Source organism: Providencia rettgeri, assembly GCF_013702265.1.
Classification (GTDB): domain Bacteria; phylum Pseudomonadota; class Gammaproteobacteria; order Enterobacterales; family Enterobacteriaceae; genus Providencia; species Providencia zhijiangensis.
The window spans coordinates 2,779,425-2,799,061 of sequence record NZ_CP059348.1 but is presented as its reverse complement, the minus strand read 5'-3'; the positions used below and the strand labels follow the sequence as shown (position 1 = coordinate 2,799,061).

Sequence of the window (19,637 nt, the reverse complement as noted above, 5' to 3'; positions counted from 1 at the left end):
GCGCGGTACACCCACTATCTGCTAAATATTCGGTATCAGGATCCTTAATCATGAAAGAACTCGTGGTTGTTGCCATCGGGGGCAACAGTATTATTAAAGATAACAGCAGCCAATCCATTGAAGCTCAAGAAAAAGCAGTTCAAGAAGTGGCTCAGCACATCAGCGATATGCTTAAAGGTAATTACAATATTGTGCTGACTCACGGTAATGGGCCGCAGGTAGGGTTGGATTTGCGTCGCGCTGAAATCGCTCATGTGACGGAAGGCTTACCGTTAACACCTCTGGCTAACTGTGTAGCAGATACTCAAGGAGGTATTGGCTATTTAGTCCAGCAAGCACTCACTAACGTATTAGCTAAACAGCAACATCGCCAAGCGGTAACGGTAGTGACCCAAGTGGAAGTCGATAAAAATGACCCAAACTTTGCGGCACCGACTAAGCCGATTGGCGCATTTTTCAGTAAAGAACAAGCGGAAGTATTGCAGCAGGAAAACCCAGATTGGCACTTTGTTGAAGATTCAGGGCGTGGATATCGCCGTGTAGTGGCATCCCCTGAACCTAAACGAGTCATCGAATCAGCGGCAATTCGCACATTGACCGAACATGATTATGTAGTTGTTGCGGCAGGCGGTGGTGGGATCCCTGTGGTGAATAATGGGCAGGGCGGTTATCAAAGTGTGGATGCCGTTATTGATAAAGACTTATCGACCACGCTACTGGCGAAAGAGCTCAATGCGGACATTTTGATCATCACTACGGGCGTCGAAAAAGTGTGTATTCACTTTGGCAAACCGGAACAAAAAGCCCTTGGTGAAACTTCCACGACCGATATGCAACGTTATATGGCAGAGGGGCATTTCCCAGCGGGGAGCATGCTACCGAAAATCGAAGCCAGTTTATCGTTTATCGCTAATGGCGGTAAGCGCGTGATTATCACGACTCCTGAAGCGCTGCCTGCAGCATTACGTGGCGAGACGGGAACCCATATTATTCAAGGCTAAGCCTAGTCGTTCGACCTCATACGATGAGGTCGAACTCTCGATGATAAGGAGTTGCTATGAATTCAGAACAGTTGTCTGGTCGCAGAGAGTTTCTGACGACAAGTGCAAAAGTGGTGGCCGCTTGTACATTATTAGGTTCAGTATCTGCGGGAGCGGCGGCACAAAGCGCACCGAAGTCCGGTGTTTCTCGTATTACAGATAAACATTATTATCTTGATGATGCCCTACTCGAAACTGGTTTTAATTTCCGTGATAGTACGGTGATTGGGACGCAAACTGAGCTAAAAACCATCGAAATTAATGATGGAAAAATCGTGGCGGTGTTACCCAATAAACAGCATCCAAATGCCGTTTTGAATACGTACAGTGCGCAAGGCAAATTGATGCTTCCTGCATTTCGAGATATGCATATTCATCTGGATAAAACCTTTTACGGAGGACCTTGGCAAGCGCCACAGTCCCGTGAAGGAAAAACCATTATGGATATGATAACCCTTGAACAAAAAATGTTGCCTGAATTACAGCCTTTTACGCAAGAAAGGGCGCATGCGCTGATTGATTTAATTCAATCTCATGGTTCGACCATCGCACGCAGCCATTGCAACATTGAGCCTGTTTCTGGATTGAAAAATCTTGAAGCACTGCAAACGGTGTTGGATAAGCGTCAGCAAGATCTCACGTGCGAAATTGTGGCTTTCCCACAACATGGTTTACTGCTATCCAAATCAGTCCCTTTGATGCGAGAAGCGATGCAAGCGGGGGCGCACTATGTGGGCGGGCTAGATCCGACCAATGTTGATGGTGCGATGGAAAAATCCCTTGATGCGATGTTCCAGATTGCACTGGATTATAACAAAGGGGTTGATATCCACCTGCATGAGACAAGCCCAGCGGGGCTTGCGGCTATCAACTATATGATAAAAACCGTGGATGAAAACCGTAGCTTGCGTGGCAAGGTGACAATTAGTCATGCATTTGCGTTAGCCATGTTAAATCCTGAAGATGCCGATGCAATGGCAAAACGCTTGGCTGAGCAGCAGATCACTATAGCGTCGACCGTGCCTATCGGTACATTACATATGCCATTAAAAACGTTGAATAAAAATGGTGTGTTTGTGATGACAGGGACTGACAGTGTGATTGATCACTGGTCGCCATTTGGTCTCGGGGATATGTTAGAAAAAGCCAATTTATATGCGCAGTTGTACATGCGCCCTGATGAGTTGGCATTATCTCGCTCCCTTGCTATCGCCACGGGCAACGTATTGCCACTGGATGAAAAGGGCCAGCAAGTGTGGCCAGCAAAAGGCGATGATGCCAGTTTTGTACTGGTGGATGCCTCTTGCTCAGCAGAGGCGGTTGCGCGTATTTCTCCAAGGCAAGCCGCGTTCCATAAAGGGTATTTGGCCAGTGGCGCAGTTGAAAAGTCATTAGGCTGAGAGCCGTGGTTTATAGATATATAGTTTATAGAAATGTCGTTTATAAAGCCCACATTGGTGGGCTTTTGTATTTTTATGGTATAGCAAATTTAAATACTAGGAACTTAATCGTTTTTATAAATCGCGACTTGCGGTTTACCATCATTACCGATTGTTCCGCGGTACATCCCTTCTGAGTTAAACTCCATCGCGTAGTTACCGGTTTTATCCAACACAATCACACCCCCACTTCCGTTCAGCTCTTTGACTTCATCCAGCGCATTACGGGCGGCTTGGTCGATAGGTGTTTTGTTGTATTTGACTTGGGCGGCGATATTGTGGGCGGTGGCGGTACGGATAAACATTTCGCCGGAGCCTGTGGCTGAAACAGCGACGGTATTGTTGTCAGCGTAGTTCCCTGCACCAATGATTGGGGAGTCACCGACGCGCCCGAAGCGTTTGTTGGTCATGCCTCCGGTGGATGTTCCTGCGGCGATATTACCGTTTTTATCGAGAGCGACCGCGCCAACGGTGCCATATTTGTAGTCATACATCATTGGGTCAATAAAGAGAGCGGCAGTTTTACCGTCATGGTCGAGTACCACTTTCTCTTTTTCTTTGGCTTTTTGAAGTTGCTGCCAACGGAAATCAGTTCGGAAATACGATGGGTCAACGATTTCAAGGCCTTGTTCCGCAGCGAATTGTTCGGCACCTTTAGAAACCATCATGACATGAGGACTTTTGGTCATGACAGCATAAGCGGCATTAATCGGGTTTTTAATGTTGGTGACGCCAGCTACAGCACCCGCTTTACGGTTGCTACCATCCATAATCGACGCATCCATTTCATTTTTACCTTCATGGGTAAATACAGCGCCTTTTCCTGCGTTAAATAGTGGGGAATCTTCCATCACGTTAATAGAGGCTTGTACTGCATCAAGGCTACTACCGCCTTTGTTGAGCACCGCATAGCCTGCTTCTAAGGCTTCGGTCAGTTTTGCTTGATACTCTTTTTCTTGTTCTGGAGTAATGGTGCTTTTGGTAATGGTACCTGCTCCCCCGTGGATCACTAATCGGATTGGTGGCTCGCTTGCGGCATAAGCGTGCAAAGAAAATGAAGCTGCCAATAAACATCCTAGTAGAGATAATTTCATGATTATTTCCTTCCAGTTATTTTGTTATTAGTCACTTTTTGAGCAAAAAAAGTATAGGAGGGAAAATACATAGACAGCAACATTGATAGAGGGTTTCTGTGATAATGGCTGAAAGAATTTCAAGGATTTTCAGTAAATACAAATAAGGGGTGTGATTGGCTATGAAGGGTTTAAAAATGATGAGATTTGGCGATGGATGAGATCGCCAAATCTGGGTTAATTTATTTTGCGCCTAGTTCTTTTCGGATGATCTCCGCGCCTGCGCTTAACGCGTTGAGTTTACCTCTGGCAACATCGCGAGATAATGGCGCCATGCCGCAGTTAGTTGATGGATAAAGTTTGTCTGCATCAACAAATTGTAGGGCTTTTCGCAATGTATTGGCGACTTCTTCTGGGGTTTCGACAGTGTTGGTCGCCACATCAATCGCGCCGACCATCACTTTTTTACCCCGAATAAGTTCAATCAAGTCCATTGGAACGTTGGAGTTGTGGCATTCCAGTGAAACGATATCGATATTCGAGCTTTGCAGTTTCGGGAAAGCTTCTTCGTATTGTCTCCACTCAGAACCCAACGTTTTTTTCCAATCGGTATTGGCTTTGATGCCATAGCCATAACAGATATGTACCGCAGTTTCGCATTTTAGTCCTTCAATGGCTCTTTCGAGGGTAGCAATTCCCCAGTCATTCACTTCATCAAAAAATACGTTAAATGCCGGTTCATCAAACTGGATGATATCGACGCCTGCGGCTTCTAACTCTCTGGCTTCTTGGTTAAGAATTTTAGCAAACTCCCACGCCAATTTTTCACGGCTTTTATAGTGGCTATCATAGAGCGTGTCGATCATGGTCATTGGACCCGGCAGTGCCCATTTAATCGGCTTGTCAGTGAGTTGACGCAGATATTTGGCATCATCCACAAACACTGGCTTTTGGCGAGCAACAGCGCCCACAACGGTTGGTACACTGGCATCGTAACGGTCACGAATTTTGACGACTTGGCGTTTTTCAAAATCCACGCCACTCAAGTGTTCAATAAAGGTAGTCACAAAGTGTTGGCGAGTTTGTTCGCCATCGCTCACGATGTCGATGCCCGCACGTAATTGATCGTCCAGAGATAAACGCAGGGCATCTTGTTTGCCAGCGATAAGTTCTTCGTTGTTCAATTTCCATGGCGACCAGAGTTTTTCTGGTTCTGCTAACCAAGATGGTTTCGGCAAGCTGCCGGCGGTGGAAGTGGGTAATAATATTTTCATTGCAGGTGACCTTTTATTTTATTTTTTATAAATACGCGATTTTATTAAATTGACCTATTCCTATTAAACGGAATAGCTTGCAGACCATTTTTCCAAAATTGTTTGGTAAGGTTTAATGAAGTGCTCTTCAGTAAATTTACCTTGTTCAATGGCAAGTTGGCTGCGCTCTTCACGGTCATAAACAATTTTGGTTAATGAGTAATCCTGCTGATTTAAGCTCGGTTGATAACATTCACCCGCCACCGTGTTGGCATTATAAATTTCAGGACGATAAATTTTTTGGAACGTTTCCATGGTGCTAATAGTGCTGATTAACTCAAGGTTGCTGTAGTCGCTCAGCAAGTCTCCCGTAAAATAAAAGGCTAAAGGGGCAACGCTATTTTTCGGCATAAAGTAACGAACCTGTAAGCCCATTTTTCCGAAGTATTGCTCCGTTAAAGAGGCGTTACTTGGCTGATATTCAATGCCTAATATAGGATGTTGATTCCCAGTGCGATGATAGGTATCTCTATTTGAGACACTCAAACAGATCACTGGAGATTTATTAAAGTTCGCTTTGTACTCTTTGGAATTAATAAACGATTTAAAAATATTGCCATGCAGGCAGCCAAATTTAGTCGGAATGCTAAACTCTGCTTGGTTTTTATTATGTTCCAACAGTAAAACGCTAAAATCATAATCCCGTACGTAGGATGAAAAATTATTCCCCACAATCCCTTCAATACGTTGCTGCGTTTTTTTATCGATAATGTTGGTTTTTAAAATTTCAATGACAGGGAAGGCGCTGCCGTTTTCTTCAACATTCATCTCGACAGAGATAATTTCCAACTCAACAGCATAGCGCGAGCTTTTAGGGTTATCCCAATACGCGAGTGAATTGAAGCGATTGTTGATCATCACTAATGCGTTACGCAGGTTTTCTTGGCGGCTTTTGCCTCTGGCTAAATTTGCAAAGTTGGTCGTAATTCGCGTGTTTTCCGATGGGTTGTAATTTTCATCAAAAATGCTGCGCGTGATATTAAAGGTAAATTCTGTATTCATGATTTTGCATCCTAGCTCTAATAGGAAAACGGCGTTTATTTCTTGATTACAGAGATGTTGCACGTTTTCTCACTAATCAATTTTTATGTAGCCAGTAAGTTAATATGTTTAATTTATGCCAGAGCGGAGCGGGGAGTTAAAGCGACTTAATTTCATTTCGAACATGAAGAAAGTTCATGATCAGTATTCAAGGTAAAGGAAATTCAAGTTTATATATTGTTGATGGGATTATGTGCAGATTATTTCAGTGCATCTTAAGTCGATATTTCTCGTGTATTTCCCATATAAAATCCATGGTTAAAAAAGAGTGGTCAATCGCTCCAAAAAATATTAATGTTATATTATAACATAACAAAAGGAGCTGGCGATGAAGCCAAATATTCATCCAGATTACCGAGTGGTGATCTTTCACGATACCGCGGCAGATGCTTATTTTAAGGTTGGGTCAACTATAAAAACAGAAAGAACCATTGAGTTTGAAGGGCAAAGTTATCCGTATGTTCCTCTCGATGTGTCCTCGCATTCTCACCCGTTTTATACCGGGAAACAGAAAACCCATTCACAGGAAGGGAATGTTGCTCGCTTTAATAAGCGTTTTGGGAATTTTGTTCAAACCAGAGAGGAAAAATGATGACAAAAAATATTCTTTCACTGCTTGTATTAGCCAGTTTATTCAGTCACACAGCGATGGCACATGGACATCATCATGATAAACCGCAAACGGAAGCGCAACGCAATGCGGCAAAAGGTATTTTTGAGAATAGTGATGTTAAAGATCGTCAATTGAGTGATTGGGATGGTGTTTGGCAATCAGTGGAGCCTTATCTTGCTAATGGAACGTTAGATCCCGTAATGCAGGATAAGGCTGCAAAGAATAAGGATAAAACTGCGCAAGAGTATCGAGATTATTATGCCAAAGGGTATAAAACTGATGTGGATATGATTGGTATTGAGAATAATATTATTGAATTCCACCGTGGGGATAAGGTTGCTCAGTGCCAATATGATTACGCGGGTTACCGAGTTTTAAATTATTCTTCGGGTAAGAAGGGCGTCCGTTATTTATTTGAGTGTAAGGATAAAAAGAGCCAGGCTCCTAAGTTTATCCAATTCAGTGATCATATTATTGCGCCAGAGAAAGCCGGACATTTTCATCTCTATATGGGGAATGAATCTCAGGAGGCTTTATTGACTCAATTAGAGAATTGGCCAACGTATTATCCATATTCTATGAGCGGTAAGGATATTGTGCATGAAATGATGGAGCATTGATGGGTTATTGGAGGCAGCCTAAAGTGATTGAGGGGAGTTAGGTAATATTAGGCTGATTAGGATATAAAAAAGTCCGCTGATTATGAATTAGCGGGCTTTTCAGTCTTCTAAGGACGTCCTTAGAAGATAATTTGCGCTGGCGGAGTCTGAACTAGGCTTTTATTTTATTGATTTTTAAGTAACAAAGTGCAATTCAAATTTTAATTTGGGCCTATTGTTGGGCCTAAAGTTTATTTTGATATTTTTGAGATGTGAGCTAAAAAGTTGTTTGCTATTCTAACATGGTTGATTAGTGAAGTGAGCAATAAGATTTGGTGGGCTGCTTTGAGCGAAAAGCGGACGCCCGCATAGCGGAACAGGTGTCCGATATTTTGAAGTTGATAGATTACTTAACCCGCTTCCCCGTTTCGTCAATGACCTTCTCGCCATCCTCTTTGGTAAACGCTCCTTTCTGACCTTCCGGTAGAATATCCAACACTATTTCTGAAGGGCGGCAAAGACGAGTGCCAAGCGGCGTAACGACTACCGGCCGATTAATCAGGATCGGATGTTGAAGCATAAAATCAATCAACTGCTCATCACTAAATTTCTCTTCATCAAGACCCAGATGTTCATAAGGGTCAATATTCTTACGCAGTAATTCACGCACCGTAATTCCCATATCTGAAATAAGTTTAATCAGCTCATCACGGGTCGGTGGCGTATCGAGATAATAAATTATCGTTGGTTCGTTGCCGCTGTTACGGATCATCTCTAGCGTGTTGCGAGAAGTACCGCAGGCAGGGTTGTGATAGATGGTAATGTTGCTCATATCTGTATCTCATTACAAAGTGATGGAGAGCCGTAACGCCAGCGCGGCCAAAGTGACCAACAGCACCGGAAGAGTTATGATAATGCCGGTGCGGAAGTAATATCCCCAGGTAATCGTTATATTTTTCTGGGCAAGCACATGCAGCCAAAGCAGGGTTGCCAAACTGCCAATCGGGGTGATTTTCGGGCCTAAGTCGCAGCCGATCACGTTGGCATAAATCATCGCCTCTTTGACGACGCCAGTCGCCGTACTACCATCAATCGACAGCGCGCCAATCAGCACTGTCGGCATATTGTTCATCATCGACGACAGGAGCGCGGTCAGGAAACCGGTGCCAAACGTTGCTGCCCATAATCCCTTTTCTGCCAGCAGGTTTAATACACCAGACAGATACTCCGTTAACCCTGCATTGCGGAGCCCATAAACCACCAGGTACATGCCCAGCGAAAAAATAACGATCTGCCATGGCGCACCGCGCAGGACTTTTCCGGTGTTGATGGCATGACCTCTTTTCGCCACTATAAACAGTACTGCTGCGCCAGTAGTCGCTATCGCGCTGACCGGGATCCCCATAGGCTCCAAAACAAAGAAACCTACAAGCAGCAATAACAGGACAATCCAGCCCACCCTGAACGTTGCCGGATCTTTTATCACACTGGCAGGAGTCTTCAGTAGCGAAACGTCATACGTCGCCGGAATGTCCCTGAGGAAAAAGAGATGCAGCATGACCAGCGTGGCCGCAATCGCTGCCACATCTACGGGGATCATAACGGAGGCATACTGAGTAAAGCCCAGATCGAAAAAGTCCGCCGAGACGATATTCACCAGGTTAGAAACAATGAGCGGTAGGCTGGCCGTATCTGCTATAAATCCTGCGGCCATCACAAAGGCTAGTGTTGTGCTCTTGCTGAATCCCATTGCAAGCAGTATTGCAATCACAATTGGTGTCAGGATCAGCGCGGCGCCGTCATTGGCGAACAAAGCAGCGACAGCGGCACCGAGCAACACTATCCAGGTAAACAGCAGGCGACCACGCCCGTTACCCAAGCGGGAGACGTGCAGTGCGGTCCACTCAAAGAAGCCGGCCTCATCGAGCAGCAGGCTGATGATAATGACCGCAATAAATGCCGCTGTCGCGTTCCAGACGATATTCCAGACAACGGGAATATCAGTGATATGGATGACACCAGTTACCAGCGCCAGCATAGCCCCGATACTCGCACTCCAGCCAATGCTCAAGCCTCTGGGTTGCCAGATCACTAGTATCAGCGTCAGTAAAAATATACTTCCTGCCAAAAGCATCTCAGACTCCTTTATATATGATTATGTACATGTGTTTTCTTTTCTTAACAGGAGGTGCAGGCTGATTTATCCAGCCATTCACGCACATCCTCTCGCATACACTGCCAGGACGTTGTGATTGTCTCAGCTGCCCATGCCGGTATGTGGGGTGACAGACGATAGTGGATCCATTTGCCTTCACGACGATCTAGAACCAACCCGGCCTCGCGAAGAATAGCCATATGTCGCGAGACTTTGGGCTGCGATTCGGAAATGGCTGCGCAGATATCACAGACGCATAGTTCTCCCGACTCCTGGAGAATCATGACGATGGCGAGCCGGGTTTCATCCGACAGGATTTTGAAAAGCTGAACAGGTTGTAGCATTTTTCACTCCGTTTCCTTTAGAATATACATATGGTAAATCACATGTGTTAAATTTGAAATCATCTGATATCTCCGGAGTAGAAAAATGGAACATTTTCCAGCTCTAAATAGTGAATACATTGATCAACACATCGCCGAGCGCCTGCACATGCACGAGCCGCCGCGGATTCTGATCCTATATGGCTCAGTTAGAGAGCGCTCCTACAGCCGCTTTGCTGCGGAAGAAGCTGGTCGTCTGCTGACAGCGATGGGCGCAAAGGTAAAACTCTTTAACCCCTCAGGTTTACCCCTGCCGGATGATGCGCCAGATACGCATCCTAAAGTCACCGAGCTGCGCGGTCTGGTCAGATGGTGTGACGGGATGGTATGGAGTTCTCCGGAACGGCACGGTGCTATGAGCGCAGTTATGAAGGCGCAGATTGACTGGATACCCTTAAGTGAAGGCGCGGTTCGTCCTTCGCAGGGCAAAACACTTGCGGTAATGCAGGTCTGCGGCGGTTCACAGTCCTTCAATGCTGTGAACCAGATGCGTATTCTGGATCGCTGGATGCGGATGTTTACGATCCCCAACCAGTCCTCTGTAGCCAAGGCATGGCAAGAGTTCGACGATAACGGACGAATGAAACCTTCTTCATGGTATGACCGCATCGCCGATGTAGCCGAGGAGCTGTTTAAAGTCACGCTGCTGCTTAAGGGACAAACCGATTATCTTGCAGATCGTTACAGCGAGCGAAAGGAGAGCCATCAGGAGCTTTCATCCCGTGTAGATCAGGACAAAATATAACTTATGTTTTTCGTGAATCCATACTGACTGAGCTTAATAACGTCCGCTATTGGCACAGACTGTGTTAAAACTCTTGATCACCTTTTGGCCTAAGTGCGATGTACTTATGAACAATTGGTCTTAGCTACCGATCCAATTTCAAAGCAAAATCCAGTATTATCTGATTGGTAAGCATAATCATGGAGATTCTCACATGTCTCACCATATTACAGGTCAATCAAGGCATCAATCCACGCTCTTTCCAGAAATCATGGACGACTTTGTTCGCGAAGATAATCCAGTGCGAGTTATAGATGTCTTTGTTGAACATCTCGATTTACTCGACTTAGGTTTTGAAAACGTGAACCCCAAGTCAACTGGCCGTCCTAGTTATCACCCTGCCATGATGCTCAAGCTTTATATTTACGGTTATTTAAATCGAATTCAATCATCGCGGCGGTTGGAGAAGGAATGCAACCGCAATGTCGAGTTAATGTGGCTGCTTGAACGTTTATCTCCCGACTTCAAAACGATTGCAAACTTCAGAAAAGATAATGGCAAGGGAATTAAAAATGTTTGCCGCAAATTCGTCGAGTTATGCAAACAACTCAACATGTTTGAAGATGCAGTGTTCGCTATCGATGGTAGTAAATTCAAAGCCGTCAATAATAAATCCAAAAATTATACCCCCAGTAAAGTGCAGTTTCATATCGAGCGGGTTGAAAAAAACATCGAAAAATATTTAAGCCTGATGGATGCCAAGGATGAGAACGAAAAAGAGTCTGATCCGACCGTCGCTGCATCGAAATTAGCTTGGTTAAAGCAGCGCTTAGTTGAACTAAGATCACTCGAAAAACGAGTTAATGAGCATCCGGACAAACAGATATCACAGACAGATCCTGATGCCCGCTTGATGAAAACACACCACATGGAAAGACAAGTCTGCTATAACGTGCAAACCGCAGTCGATACAAAGCACCATCTCATCGTTTGCCACGATATCGTCATGACAACAGACAGAGGTCAACTGACATTAGTTGCCGAGCAAGTCCAAAAGGTTTTGGGAAAGAAATCTATTACAGTGTTAGCCGACAAAGGCTACTTCAGCCGAAATGATATCAAAAATGCATATGATCAAGGTATCACGGTGAATGTACCACAAACGGATACTTCAGGTTCAAAGAGCAAAGGCATTTTTAACAAATCTCTCTTCAAGTACGACAACGACAGTGATGTATACATTTGTCCTGCGGATAAAAGTTTACAAAAGCGAATGAAGGTAATGGAGAAAGGCGTTGAACTGGATGTTTACTTCAACAATTTAGCGTGCAATGAATGTTCAATCCGATCTCAATGCACGACATCAAAAAAAGAACCGCGCCGCATAAGACGATGGGTACATGAATCGATTATTGATGATATGCAAAAACGGTTGGACGAAAATCCGGAATTCCCAGTGACAAGGAAACAGAGTGTTGAGCATCCGTTTGGTACGATAAAAATGTGGATGGGAGCGACTCACTTTTTGACTAAACGCCTCAAAAATGTGAGCACTGAAATCAGCCTTAGCGTTCTTGCTTACAACCTGAAACGTATGATGACCATACTTGGAACTGTCGGTTTGATGACAGCTATCAATCTAAACTAAGTGATAAAGTCGCTTAGTTTAACCAAAATCTGTCCCCCAACGTTCAAGGCACGCTGCTTTTAAAAGACTTCATATTACAAGTCACCAATCTTAATCAGAATATTATGAATGTAATGAGAGCTATTCGGATGCTTAAATGCAACTCAAATTGGTGTTTGTTGGGTGAAATCATGGTTTTTACACAGTCTGGGCACAGAGCTGACATATAGATGGTGTAACTAGCGGCTGAATCTACTGACCCAAGGGCTGGTATTGTCCTGAGACCAAAGCTTCATCAATACTTCACGAAATTTATCGGCTGCAGGGCTTAAGGTATCATCCTTTCTAAACACTAATCCAAGTGTTCTCCTGATCACAGGCTCTATAAGTGGTCGACTAACCAGTATATGGTGCTCATCCGTAGGCATTGCCAGACTTGGTACAACAGCAACACCAAGCCCTGCTTCAACCATCCCGAGTGATGTGGATAGGTGTCTTACTTCGTAAAACCAGTTTGGTTTCCAGTTAAATCCTTCTAAAGCCTGATCAATTAGATATCGATTACCACTCGATTTTCGGACTCCAATAAGTTTGAGTCCGGCAAGATCTTCCCACATCACGAGATTTTTTTTTGCAAGCTCATGATCGCGTTTACAGGCAAGAACGAAAGGCTCATTAACCAGAGGTGTGAACTCTATATTAGAATGTGTGATGTTAATCATATTTATTCCAAAATCTGCATCCCCATTAAGTACCGACTCAAGGCAGTCGCTAGCACTATGTTCAAGTATTCGGATACGTATATTCGGGTAATGTTCGTTATAATCACGAATAACGGAAGGTAAAAAATAGAAGGCTGCTGTAGGTAAACAAGATAAAGTCACTGTCCCTGTTTGATGTGTTGCCATTTCTTTAATACTGAGTATCGAGCTTTCATAAAAATCGATGAGATTTTTTGCATGAGGTAGAAAATCTCTCCCTACAGCAGTCAATTTTACTCGTCTTGTTGAGCGTTCAAATAGTGCTGTACCTAAACTATCCTCAAGTTTTTTTATTCGTCTCGTCAATGCGGGTTGAGAGATGTGTAAAAAATGAGATGCTTTTGTAAAACATCCCATTTCCGCAACTTTTACGAAAGATTGGATACCCTGTAATTCTTGCCGCATTTTTCAACCCTCAGGCTTATAGAGAAATTAAACCATAATAACTGAAGTCTTATTAATGTGTAAAATGCATTAATCTCTTGTTTCTTTGCATTAGAGTTATTTATCCGCATATGGGACGCTTGGCGTATCATTTAATCTGTAGGAAGAGAAAAAGTATGTTCAGCATACCCTGTGTTCTGATGCGCGGTGGCACTTCTAAAGGGCCAGTTATTCTATCGACTGATTTACCAGATGATATTCAGGAACGAGATGCCGTTTTGCTAGCTTTGATGGGCTCAGGCCATGATCTTGAAATTGATGGTATCGGTGGAGGTAGCCCGCAATCCAGTAAAGTAGCCATTGTGAGTCTTTCAGATAGCCCTGATGCTGATATTGATTATCTTTTTGCTCAGGTTATGGTGAAAGAACGAAGGGTCGATACAACTCCAAATTGTGGAAATATGTTATGTGCAGTTGGTCCATTCGCTATTGAAAAGGGGCTAATTGCTCCGAAAAATCCAGTTACGACAGTGTGTATTCGGAATCTCAATACTGGAACATTAGTTAATGTTGAAGTTCAGACCCCTGATTTCAAAGTGACTTATGAAGGGGATACACAAATTGATGGTGTGCCGGGGGCAGCTGCTCCAATTGGTTTGACGTTCCTAAATTCCGCAGGTTGTAAAACGGGTAAATTACTTCCCACAGGTAATGCAATAGATGTATTTGATGATATTGAGGTCACATGTATTGATATGGCAATGCCAATGATTTTAATCGATGCACATCAAATGGGGAAGACCGGTAGTGAATCTCCAACTGAACTGGATTCTGATTTGATGTTTATGAAACGTCTTGAGAAGATCCGCCTAGAAGCTGGCGTAGCAATGGGGTTTGGCGATGTAACTGATAAAGTCATTCCAAAGCCTGTTCTTCTGAGCAAACCAACAGCGGGGGGGACGATTAAAGTTCGCTATTTCATGCCACACAATTGCCATAAGTCATTGGCAATTACAGGTTCTATAGGTATTTCAACAGCAACAATAATTGAAGGCTCCATTGCTCAAAAAATCATAGGTGGTCAGTCTCAAGATAGACTAAACAGTATAGTAAATATTGAACATCCAAGTGGGAAAATTACTGTTTCTTTATTAAAGGATGGGGATCGAATAGAAAATACTCAGGCTGCCGTGATCAGAACTGCTCGTAAATTATTTGAAGGTAATGTCTGTGTTCCAGAAGGCATCTTAGAGGAAGCTATTTAAATGGTCATGTATTCAATCTGGTGATTAACCTGTAATATAGGGTCATTTACCGGAGAATATTCATAGCTAAAATCAATGTAAGGAGCCCATTTTGTCCAACAAGCTCCCTCAGTGCAAAAACATGGCCTAGGGAGTACAGGTCATCAACGTTATCGCTGTCAAGACTGCTGCCGAAGCTTCCAACTCGATTATAAATATCGTGCTTACCAACCCGGAACTAAAGATAAAATTATCGACCTCACGATGAATAATGCCGGTATTCGTGATACTGCTAGGGCCCTTCATATCAGAATTAATGCGGTTATTCGTACTTTAAAAAACTCTCGCCGAAGCAGGTAACTTCTTTACCCCTTGATAATTTGCAGATTGAACTCCTTTGCGAAGTTGATGAACAGTGGTCTTTTGTGGCTAATAAGAAACAACAACGCTGGCTTTGGTATGCCTGGGAACCTCGCCTAAAACGGATTATTGCTCATACATTTGGTCGTCGAAACAAGAAGATGCTACGCCAGTTACTGGCTTTACTATCTCGGTTTAATGTGGCTTTTGGTGCACGGATAAGTTCAGTGCTTATGATATATTGCCTAAACAAAAACACGTAGCAAGTAAGTTTTATACTCAACGAATAGAAAGAGAGAATTTGAATTTAAGAAATCGCTTAAAGCGTCTTAACCGTAAGACGTTAGGTTATTCGAAGTCGCCTGAAATGCATGACAAAATCATCGGGACATTCATAGAACGGGAGCATTACCTATTGTGATGATCTCTATATTGAATACACGACCGAAAATTATCATATCCCCTGATTATTTCAAGGAAAGCATGAATGCTGAATGTACCGCAAATGCTATAACTAAAGGATTTAAAAGTGTATTCCCTGATGCCCAATACCTTTGTTTACTGATTGCTGATGGTGGTGAAGGAACTGTTGATGCATTGATTGCAGCCGCAGGTGGTGAGTATCGCAGTGTTATTGAACAATGTGAAGAGGATGGATACAAATAGAACTAATGCAGATCGGTGAGTCTTAAAAGGAATAGCATCCCGAAGTATAAGCATATCATATTACACGTGTTATAGACACGTCAGTAATGTCAGGCTTTATACCTAAAACAAACATAAGACTTGCTGTTAAGATTGTTCATAGTTACATGTGTAGTTATGCACAATAAAAGAAAACCCCACCAGAGGGGTGGGGTCTTTAGATTACATTTTTTTCAAATGAGCTTCGACTTTTTGAATAAATGATTCTTTGGGGGCTTTTTTGCAAGATTCAACAATTAACGGAGTGGATGTTTCAATACCACTAATATCTAAAGTAGGATCTTCTACCTTACCTTTCTGGGTAATAATCTCAGCAGCACCAATTGCTGTTGGATAAAATGCATCATCGATCGCTAAGAAATCTTCGCATGTCCATTGAGATACAGGTTTTGCATCTGTTGCGGCGAAAGCTGAAGTGGTCATTAACGATGTTGCAATGATGCTAGCAAATAATATTTTTTTCATAAAATATCCTCATTGTTTTTAGTGAGACTTGCCTAATGCTTATTTTAATATAACTTATTATTTTAAAAAACAAAATAATCAATATTTGAATATTGTTTTTTGATGAATATTATGTGTCGGATTATTGAAATAATAAAAATATATCTTCAATTTTTCTCTATAACGATAAAGTAATTTCAAGTGGTAGGTCTGCCGTTCTTGAAATCCACACGCAAAGCTAGGAGTTACTTTTTCATTCTGATGCATGTCAAGGCTGACTGGCTAAACCCTATGACAATTACTCAGGGATCTGAGCAGGGGTATCGATTGAATTTTTTATTGTCGTTGATTTTTTATTTATATTTAATGAGCCATCTTTTGTTACTATGCTTAAAGCATCCCAATATATTAAAAATAATAATTATACTAATAATAAACAATTTCTCTTTTCTCTACTATATTCATAATATCTATTCATAAAGCGTGTATGTATAATGATTGATCTATTTAAATTGACAAAGAAAAGCTCTAAGCATATTTGTATAGCAATATATGCTGGTATTATTGCGGGTATATTTTCCGCTTTAGAGCCTATCTCAATAGGACTTTATTCCAGACGATGAGACCACAGACAAAATGCAGCATCGCCTCATAATTTTCGACCTTTTTCTCCCAACGAGTCAGGACACGACGGTAGCGATTCATTCAACTGTGTGTTCTCTCTACAACCCAGCGGTGGGCCTTAAAATCCGTGTTTTTGATGGCTTCTGATTCATACTTCCGTGACTGGATATCAGGCTCATAGCGACGACTTTTCAGATACGATCCCAACCATTCCGCTTTATACCCTTTGTCCATGCACAACCGGAGCCTCTTGCCCGGTCTGCCCGTCTGGAGGGCATCGAGCGTATCTGCAACCAGCTTTATGTCGTGCGTATTTGCTCCCGCTACCACCACAGAGAGGGGCAATCCGTTCGCATCGGTCATCAGACTGCGCTTTACGCCCCGTTCCCCCCGGTCTGTTGGGTTCCTGCCTGTTTTTTTGAGCCTGCCAGCGGTGATTTGGTCATACAACCATCCATCGACAGCCACGACCAGTCAATAGCGTCCAACTGTTCGCAAGCAAGCAACCCGTTTTGCCAGAAGCGTTCAAATACTCCAGCATCCCGCCACTCCTGAAATCGGCGATGAGCAGAGCTTGACGAGCATATACCGGTGGCATTTAGCACATTCCACTGGCAACCCGTCCTGAGTACGAAGAAAATGGCGTTCATTGCAGCGCGATTATCAACCCGCTTGCGGTGCATACCCAGCGGGTGTTGAGTACTATGCTCCGGGATGAGAGGAGCTATTTTATCCCAGAGTTCATCGCTAATTTGTCACTTGTTGCCTGCCATACGTTGCCCTCAGAAATTATCGTAATTAATTATATTATACGATAATTCCTTTTGGGATAGGTTCTAAGACTATTTTTTAAACAAGCGGTTGCTATCTTGCTTTAACTCTCAGAATTGTTTGTCGTGTTGTACTGAATTCCCAGGCAATAGCACTTATGCTTGCTCCAAACTCAATTCGTTCAAGTAGGGAGTCAGTTTGGATATCGAAAATCATTGTACGTTAGGCTCATTTTTTGACCCTCAAAGAGCCAATCTCTGGCGAAATTTAACTGAACCGCCTATGCCCAAAATTCTGTATCCGTATAGATAAGCACCTTTCCTTCCGATCGAATTACAGCAAGCAACAACATAACCGAATGATTAATACAATAAATATAAAAAGTTATGCCTTGCCAAAATACTATGGTGGAGTATATATTGACAATAATAACATACTCTACTATAGTATATAAAGTCAAAAATAGTGAGGTAAACAATGCCCAGTACTCCTGAAGAGAAAAAAAAAGTCCTGACCCGGGTTCGCCGTATTCGGGGGCAGATTGATGCTCTGGAAAGAGCGCTGGAAAATGGTGCTGAATGCCGTTCCGTTCTTCAGCAGATAGCTGCCGTTCGCGGAGCAACTAACGGTCTTATGGCAGAGGTGCTTGAGAGCCACATACGGGAAACCTTTGACCAGAATGACAGCTACAGTCATGAAATCAGTAAATCCGTTGACGATACGATTGAACTGGTTCGTGCCTATCTTAAATAGCTAAGCCATCACATTGAGGATAATTTACATATGAAATCACGTGCTGCCGTTGCATTTGCACCAAGGAAACCCCTGGAGATTGTTGAAATTGATGTTGCACCACCTAAAAAAGGCGAGGTGCTGATTAAAAATACCCACACCGGTGTCTGCCATACCGATGCCTTTACCCTCTCCGGGAACGATCCTGAGGGCGTTTTCCCGTTGGTTCTCGGTCACGAAGGGGCCGGTGTCGTCGTGGAGGTCGGTGAAGGCGTGACTAGCGTAAAGCCGGGAGACCATGTGATTCCGCTTTACACCGCCGAATGCGGGGAGTGTGAATTCTGTCAGTCCGGTAAAACGAACCTCTGTGTATCGGTTCGCGAAACTCAGGGTAAAGGACTGATGCCTGACGGAACCACTCGGTTTTCTTACAACGGCCAGCCTCTTTACCACTACATGGGATGCTCCACGTTCAGTGAGTACACGGTAGTAGCCGAGGTTTCTCTGGCAAAAATTAACCCGGAGGCAAACCATGAACACGTCTGCCTGCTGGGCTGTGGCGTGACTACCGGGATTGGCGCTGTTCACAACACAGCAAAAGTACAGCCTGGAGATTCTGTCGCTATTTTTGGTCTTGGAGCAATCGGTCTAGCTGCCGTTCAGGGGGCTCGCCAGGCAAAAGCAGGACGCATTATCGCTATTGACACCAACCCGGCCAAATTCGAACTTGCCCGTCAGTTCGGCGCAACCGACTGCATCAACCCGAACGACCATGACAAACCGATTAAAGATGTGCTGCTTGAAATCAACAAATGGGGCATTGACCACACCTTTGAATGTATCGGTAACGTCAACGTTATGCGTGCGGCTCTGGAAAGTGCTCACCGTGGCTGGGGCCAGTCCATAGTCATCGGCGTGGCCGGCGCCGGACAGGAGATTTCCACCCGTCCATTCCAGCTAGTTACCGGGCGCGTATGGAAAGGTTCTGCTTTCGGGGGAGTGAAAGGTCGTACGCAGCTTCCGGTCATGGTCGAAGATGCCATGAAGGGTGAAATTGAACTGGAGCCATTTGTGACCCATACGATGACGCTGGATGAAATAAATGAGGCCTTCGATCTTATGCATGAAGGTAAATCAATCCGTACGGTAATCCGTTACTGATAGCGTCTTAACTGAGTCAAACCAATTGAAGGAAATGGATCATGGCAACACCTGTAATTTCTGGTAATGACGTTTTTTCCCACGTCTTCATCGGTGCATCCGATGTTGAAAAATCCGCTGATTTTTACGATGCTGTCCTCGGTACGCTTGGCATCAATAACTTCGGCCCGTTTGGTAATGGCTGGGTACTTTATGGTCGCGAAAAGCCAGCCTTTATTATTGCACGTCCGGGCAATGGTGAAGCGCCATTGGCCAACGGCGTAACTGTCGGCTTTGCAGCTGCAAGTCCCGAAAAAGTTGATGATTTCCACGCCGCGGGCCTTGCCGCCGGAGGGAAAGAAGAAGGTCAGCCTGGCCAGCGCAGCCATCTCCTTGGAGCTTATGCAGCCTACCTGCGAGACCCTGCGGGTAACAAAATCACGGCTTATACGTTCATCTGACGTC

Annotated in this window: 18 protein-coding genes and 4 pseudogenes; 12 read left to right on the top strand and 10 right to left on the bottom strand. The window is 43.8% G+C overall.

From position 1 onward, the window contains the following. Positions 1–50: 50 nt before the first annotated feature. Both H0913_RS12915 and H0913_RS12910 read left to right on the top strand, forming a co-directional pair. Positions 51–1,001 (top strand): carbamate kinase family protein, encoded by a 951-nt coding sequence (locus H0913_RS12915; RefSeq protein WP_154602590.1) that lies wholly within the window; start codon positions 51–53, stop codon positions 999–1,001. A 56-nt stretch (positions 1,002–1,057) separates the two neighbouring features. Continuing rightward, a complete protein-coding gene (locus H0913_RS12910; RefSeq protein WP_181477385.1) occupies positions 1,058–2,440 on the top strand; it encodes an amidohydrolase family protein in 1,383 nt (460 codons plus the stop codon). A 104-nt stretch (positions 2,441–2,544) separates the two neighbouring features. On the opposite strand, the gene H0913_RS12905 is transcribed toward H0913_RS12910, so the two are convergent. The 3 genes from H0913_RS12905 to H0913_RS12895 form a co-directional block, all read right to left on the bottom strand. After that, positions 2,545–3,573, bottom strand: coding sequence for an isoaspartyl peptidase/L-asparaginase family protein (locus H0913_RS12905; protein ID WP_154602592.1), 1,029 nt, complete (start codon positions 3,571–3,573; stop codon positions 2,545–2,547). Between the two features lie 221 nt (positions 3,574–3,794). Next, complete coding sequence (locus H0913_RS12900) at positions 3,795–4,826, bottom strand: methionine synthase (RefSeq protein ID WP_181477384.1); 1,032 nt, start codon at positions 4,824–4,826, stop codon at positions 3,795–3,797. Between the two features lie 63 nt (positions 4,827–4,889). Beyond that, a complete protein-coding gene (locus H0913_RS12895) occupies positions 4,890–5,867 on the bottom strand; it encodes a DUF1852 domain-containing protein (protein WP_181477383.1) in 978 nt (325 codons plus the stop codon). A 367-nt stretch (positions 5,868–6,234) separates the two neighbouring features. Here H0913_RS12895 and H0913_RS12890 point away from each other — a divergent pair, with 367 nt between their 5' ends. Both H0913_RS12890 and zinT read left to right on the top strand, forming a co-directional pair. Further along, positions 6,235–6,498 carry a type B 50S ribosomal protein L31 gene (locus tag H0913_RS12890; protein WP_154602595.1) on the top strand — a complete coding sequence of 88 codons (264 nt, stop codon included), beginning with the start codon at positions 6,235–6,237 and terminating at the stop codon, positions 6,496–6,498. Beyond that, positions 6,498–7,139 (top strand): metal-binding protein ZinT, encoded by a 642-nt coding sequence (zinT, locus tag H0913_RS12885; RefSeq protein ID WP_420720248.1) that lies wholly within the window; start codon positions 6,498–6,500, stop codon positions 7,137–7,139. The genes H0913_RS12890 and zinT overlap by 1 nt, the downstream gene beginning before the upstream one ends. Before the next feature lie 385 nt (positions 7,140–7,524). On the opposite strand, the gene arsC is transcribed toward zinT, so the two are convergent. The 3 genes from arsC to H0913_RS12870 are packed head-to-tail and all read right to left on the bottom strand — an operon-like array spanning position 7,525 to position 9,617. After that, on the bottom strand, positions 7,525–7,950 hold the full coding sequence (gene arsC / locus H0913_RS12880) for a glutaredoxin-dependent arsenate reductase (RefSeq protein WP_004911718.1): 426 nt from the start codon (positions 7,948–7,950) through the stop codon (positions 7,525–7,527). A gap of 12 nt (positions 7,951–7,962) precedes the next feature. After that, a complete protein-coding gene (locus H0913_RS12875) occupies positions 7,963–9,252 on the bottom strand; it encodes an arsenic transporter (protein ID WP_181477381.1) in 1,290 nt (429 codons plus the stop codon). Between the two features lie 44 nt (positions 9,253–9,296). Further along, positions 9,297–9,617, bottom strand: coding sequence for a transcriptional regulator (locus tag H0913_RS12870; protein WP_126461184.1), 321 nt, complete (start codon positions 9,615–9,617; stop codon positions 9,297–9,299). An 85-nt stretch (positions 9,618–9,702) separates the two neighbouring features. On the opposite strand from H0913_RS12870, the gene arsH reads away from it, so the two are divergent. Then, the gene (gene arsH / locus H0913_RS12865; protein ID WP_181477380.1) at positions 9,703–10,401 is read left to right on the top strand and encodes an arsenical resistance protein ArsH; all 699 of its coding nucleotides are present in this window, start codon (positions 9,703–9,705) and stop codon (positions 10,399–10,401) included. Between the two features lie 193 nt (positions 10,402–10,594). After that, on the top strand, positions 10,595–12,028 hold the full coding sequence (locus H0913_RS12860; protein WP_126461179.1) for an IS1182 family transposase: 1,434 nt from the start codon (positions 10,595–10,597) through the stop codon (positions 12,026–12,028). 218 nt (positions 12,029–12,246) lie between these two features. Here H0913_RS12860 and H0913_RS12855 read toward each other — a convergent pair whose 3' ends face one another. Next, on the bottom strand, positions 12,247–13,173 hold the full coding sequence (locus tag H0913_RS12855; RefSeq protein ID WP_181477379.1) for a LysR family transcriptional regulator: 927 nt from the start codon (positions 13,171–13,173) through the stop codon (positions 12,247–12,249). 155 nt (positions 13,174–13,328) lie between these two features. On the opposite strand from H0913_RS12855, the gene H0913_RS12850 reads away from it, so the two are divergent. The 3 genes and pseudogenes from H0913_RS12850 to H0913_RS12840 form a co-directional block, all read left to right on the top strand. Beyond that, positions 13,329–14,417: a 4-oxalomesaconate tautomerase gene (locus H0913_RS12850; RefSeq protein WP_126461173.1), complete on the top strand. Its 1,089-nt coding sequence runs from the start codon at positions 13,329–13,331 to the stop codon at positions 14,415–14,417. 62 nt (positions 14,418–14,479) lie between these two features. Beyond that, positions 14,480–15,177 (top strand): annotated as a pseudogene (locus H0913_RS12845) (IS1 family transposase). Next, positions 15,177–15,389, top strand: a pseudogene (locus tag H0913_RS12840) (glycerate kinase); the annotation flags it as partial. The pseudogenes H0913_RS12845 and H0913_RS12840, both read left to right, overlap by 1 nt. Before the next feature lie 234 nt (positions 15,390–15,623). Here H0913_RS12840 and hdeA read toward each other — a convergent pair. From hdeA to H0913_RS12825, 3 genes and pseudogenes are all read right to left on the bottom strand, one after another. Beyond that, positions 15,624–15,926, bottom strand: a complete 303-nt coding sequence (gene hdeA / locus H0913_RS12835; protein WP_181477378.1) for an acid-activated periplasmic chaperone HdeA — start codon at positions 15,924–15,926, stop codon at positions 15,624–15,626. Between the two features lie 570 nt (positions 15,927–16,496). After that, positions 16,497–17,281 (bottom strand): annotated as a pseudogene (locus tag H0913_RS12830) (IS5 family transposase). A 112-nt stretch (positions 17,282–17,393) separates the two neighbouring features. Then, a pseudogene (locus H0913_RS12825) lies at positions 17,394–17,486 on the bottom strand (helix-turn-helix domain-containing protein); the annotation flags it as partial. Positions 17,487–17,777: 291 nt separating this feature from the next. Between H0913_RS12825 and frmR the strand changes: the two are divergent. The 3 genes from frmR to H0913_RS12810 are packed head-to-tail and all read left to right on the top strand — an operon-like array spanning position 17,778 to position 19,633. Next, positions 17,778–18,053: a formaldehyde-responsive transcriptional repressor FrmR gene (frmR, locus tag H0913_RS12820; RefSeq protein ID WP_006814901.1), complete on the top strand. Its 276-nt coding sequence runs from the start codon at positions 17,778–17,780 to the stop codon at positions 18,051–18,053. 30 nt (positions 18,054–18,083) lie between these two features. Next, entirely contained in the window at positions 18,084–19,193 is a 1,110-nt protein-coding gene (frmA, locus tag H0913_RS12815) for an S-(hydroxymethyl)glutathione dehydrogenase (protein ID WP_181477376.1), read from the top strand. A gap of 41 nt (positions 19,194–19,234) precedes the next feature. After that, positions 19,235–19,633 carry a VOC family protein gene (locus H0913_RS12810; protein ID WP_181477375.1) on the top strand — a complete coding sequence of 133 codons (399 nt, stop codon included), beginning with the start codon at positions 19,235–19,237 and terminating at the stop codon, positions 19,631–19,633. Positions 19,634–19,637: the final 4 nt, after the last annotated feature.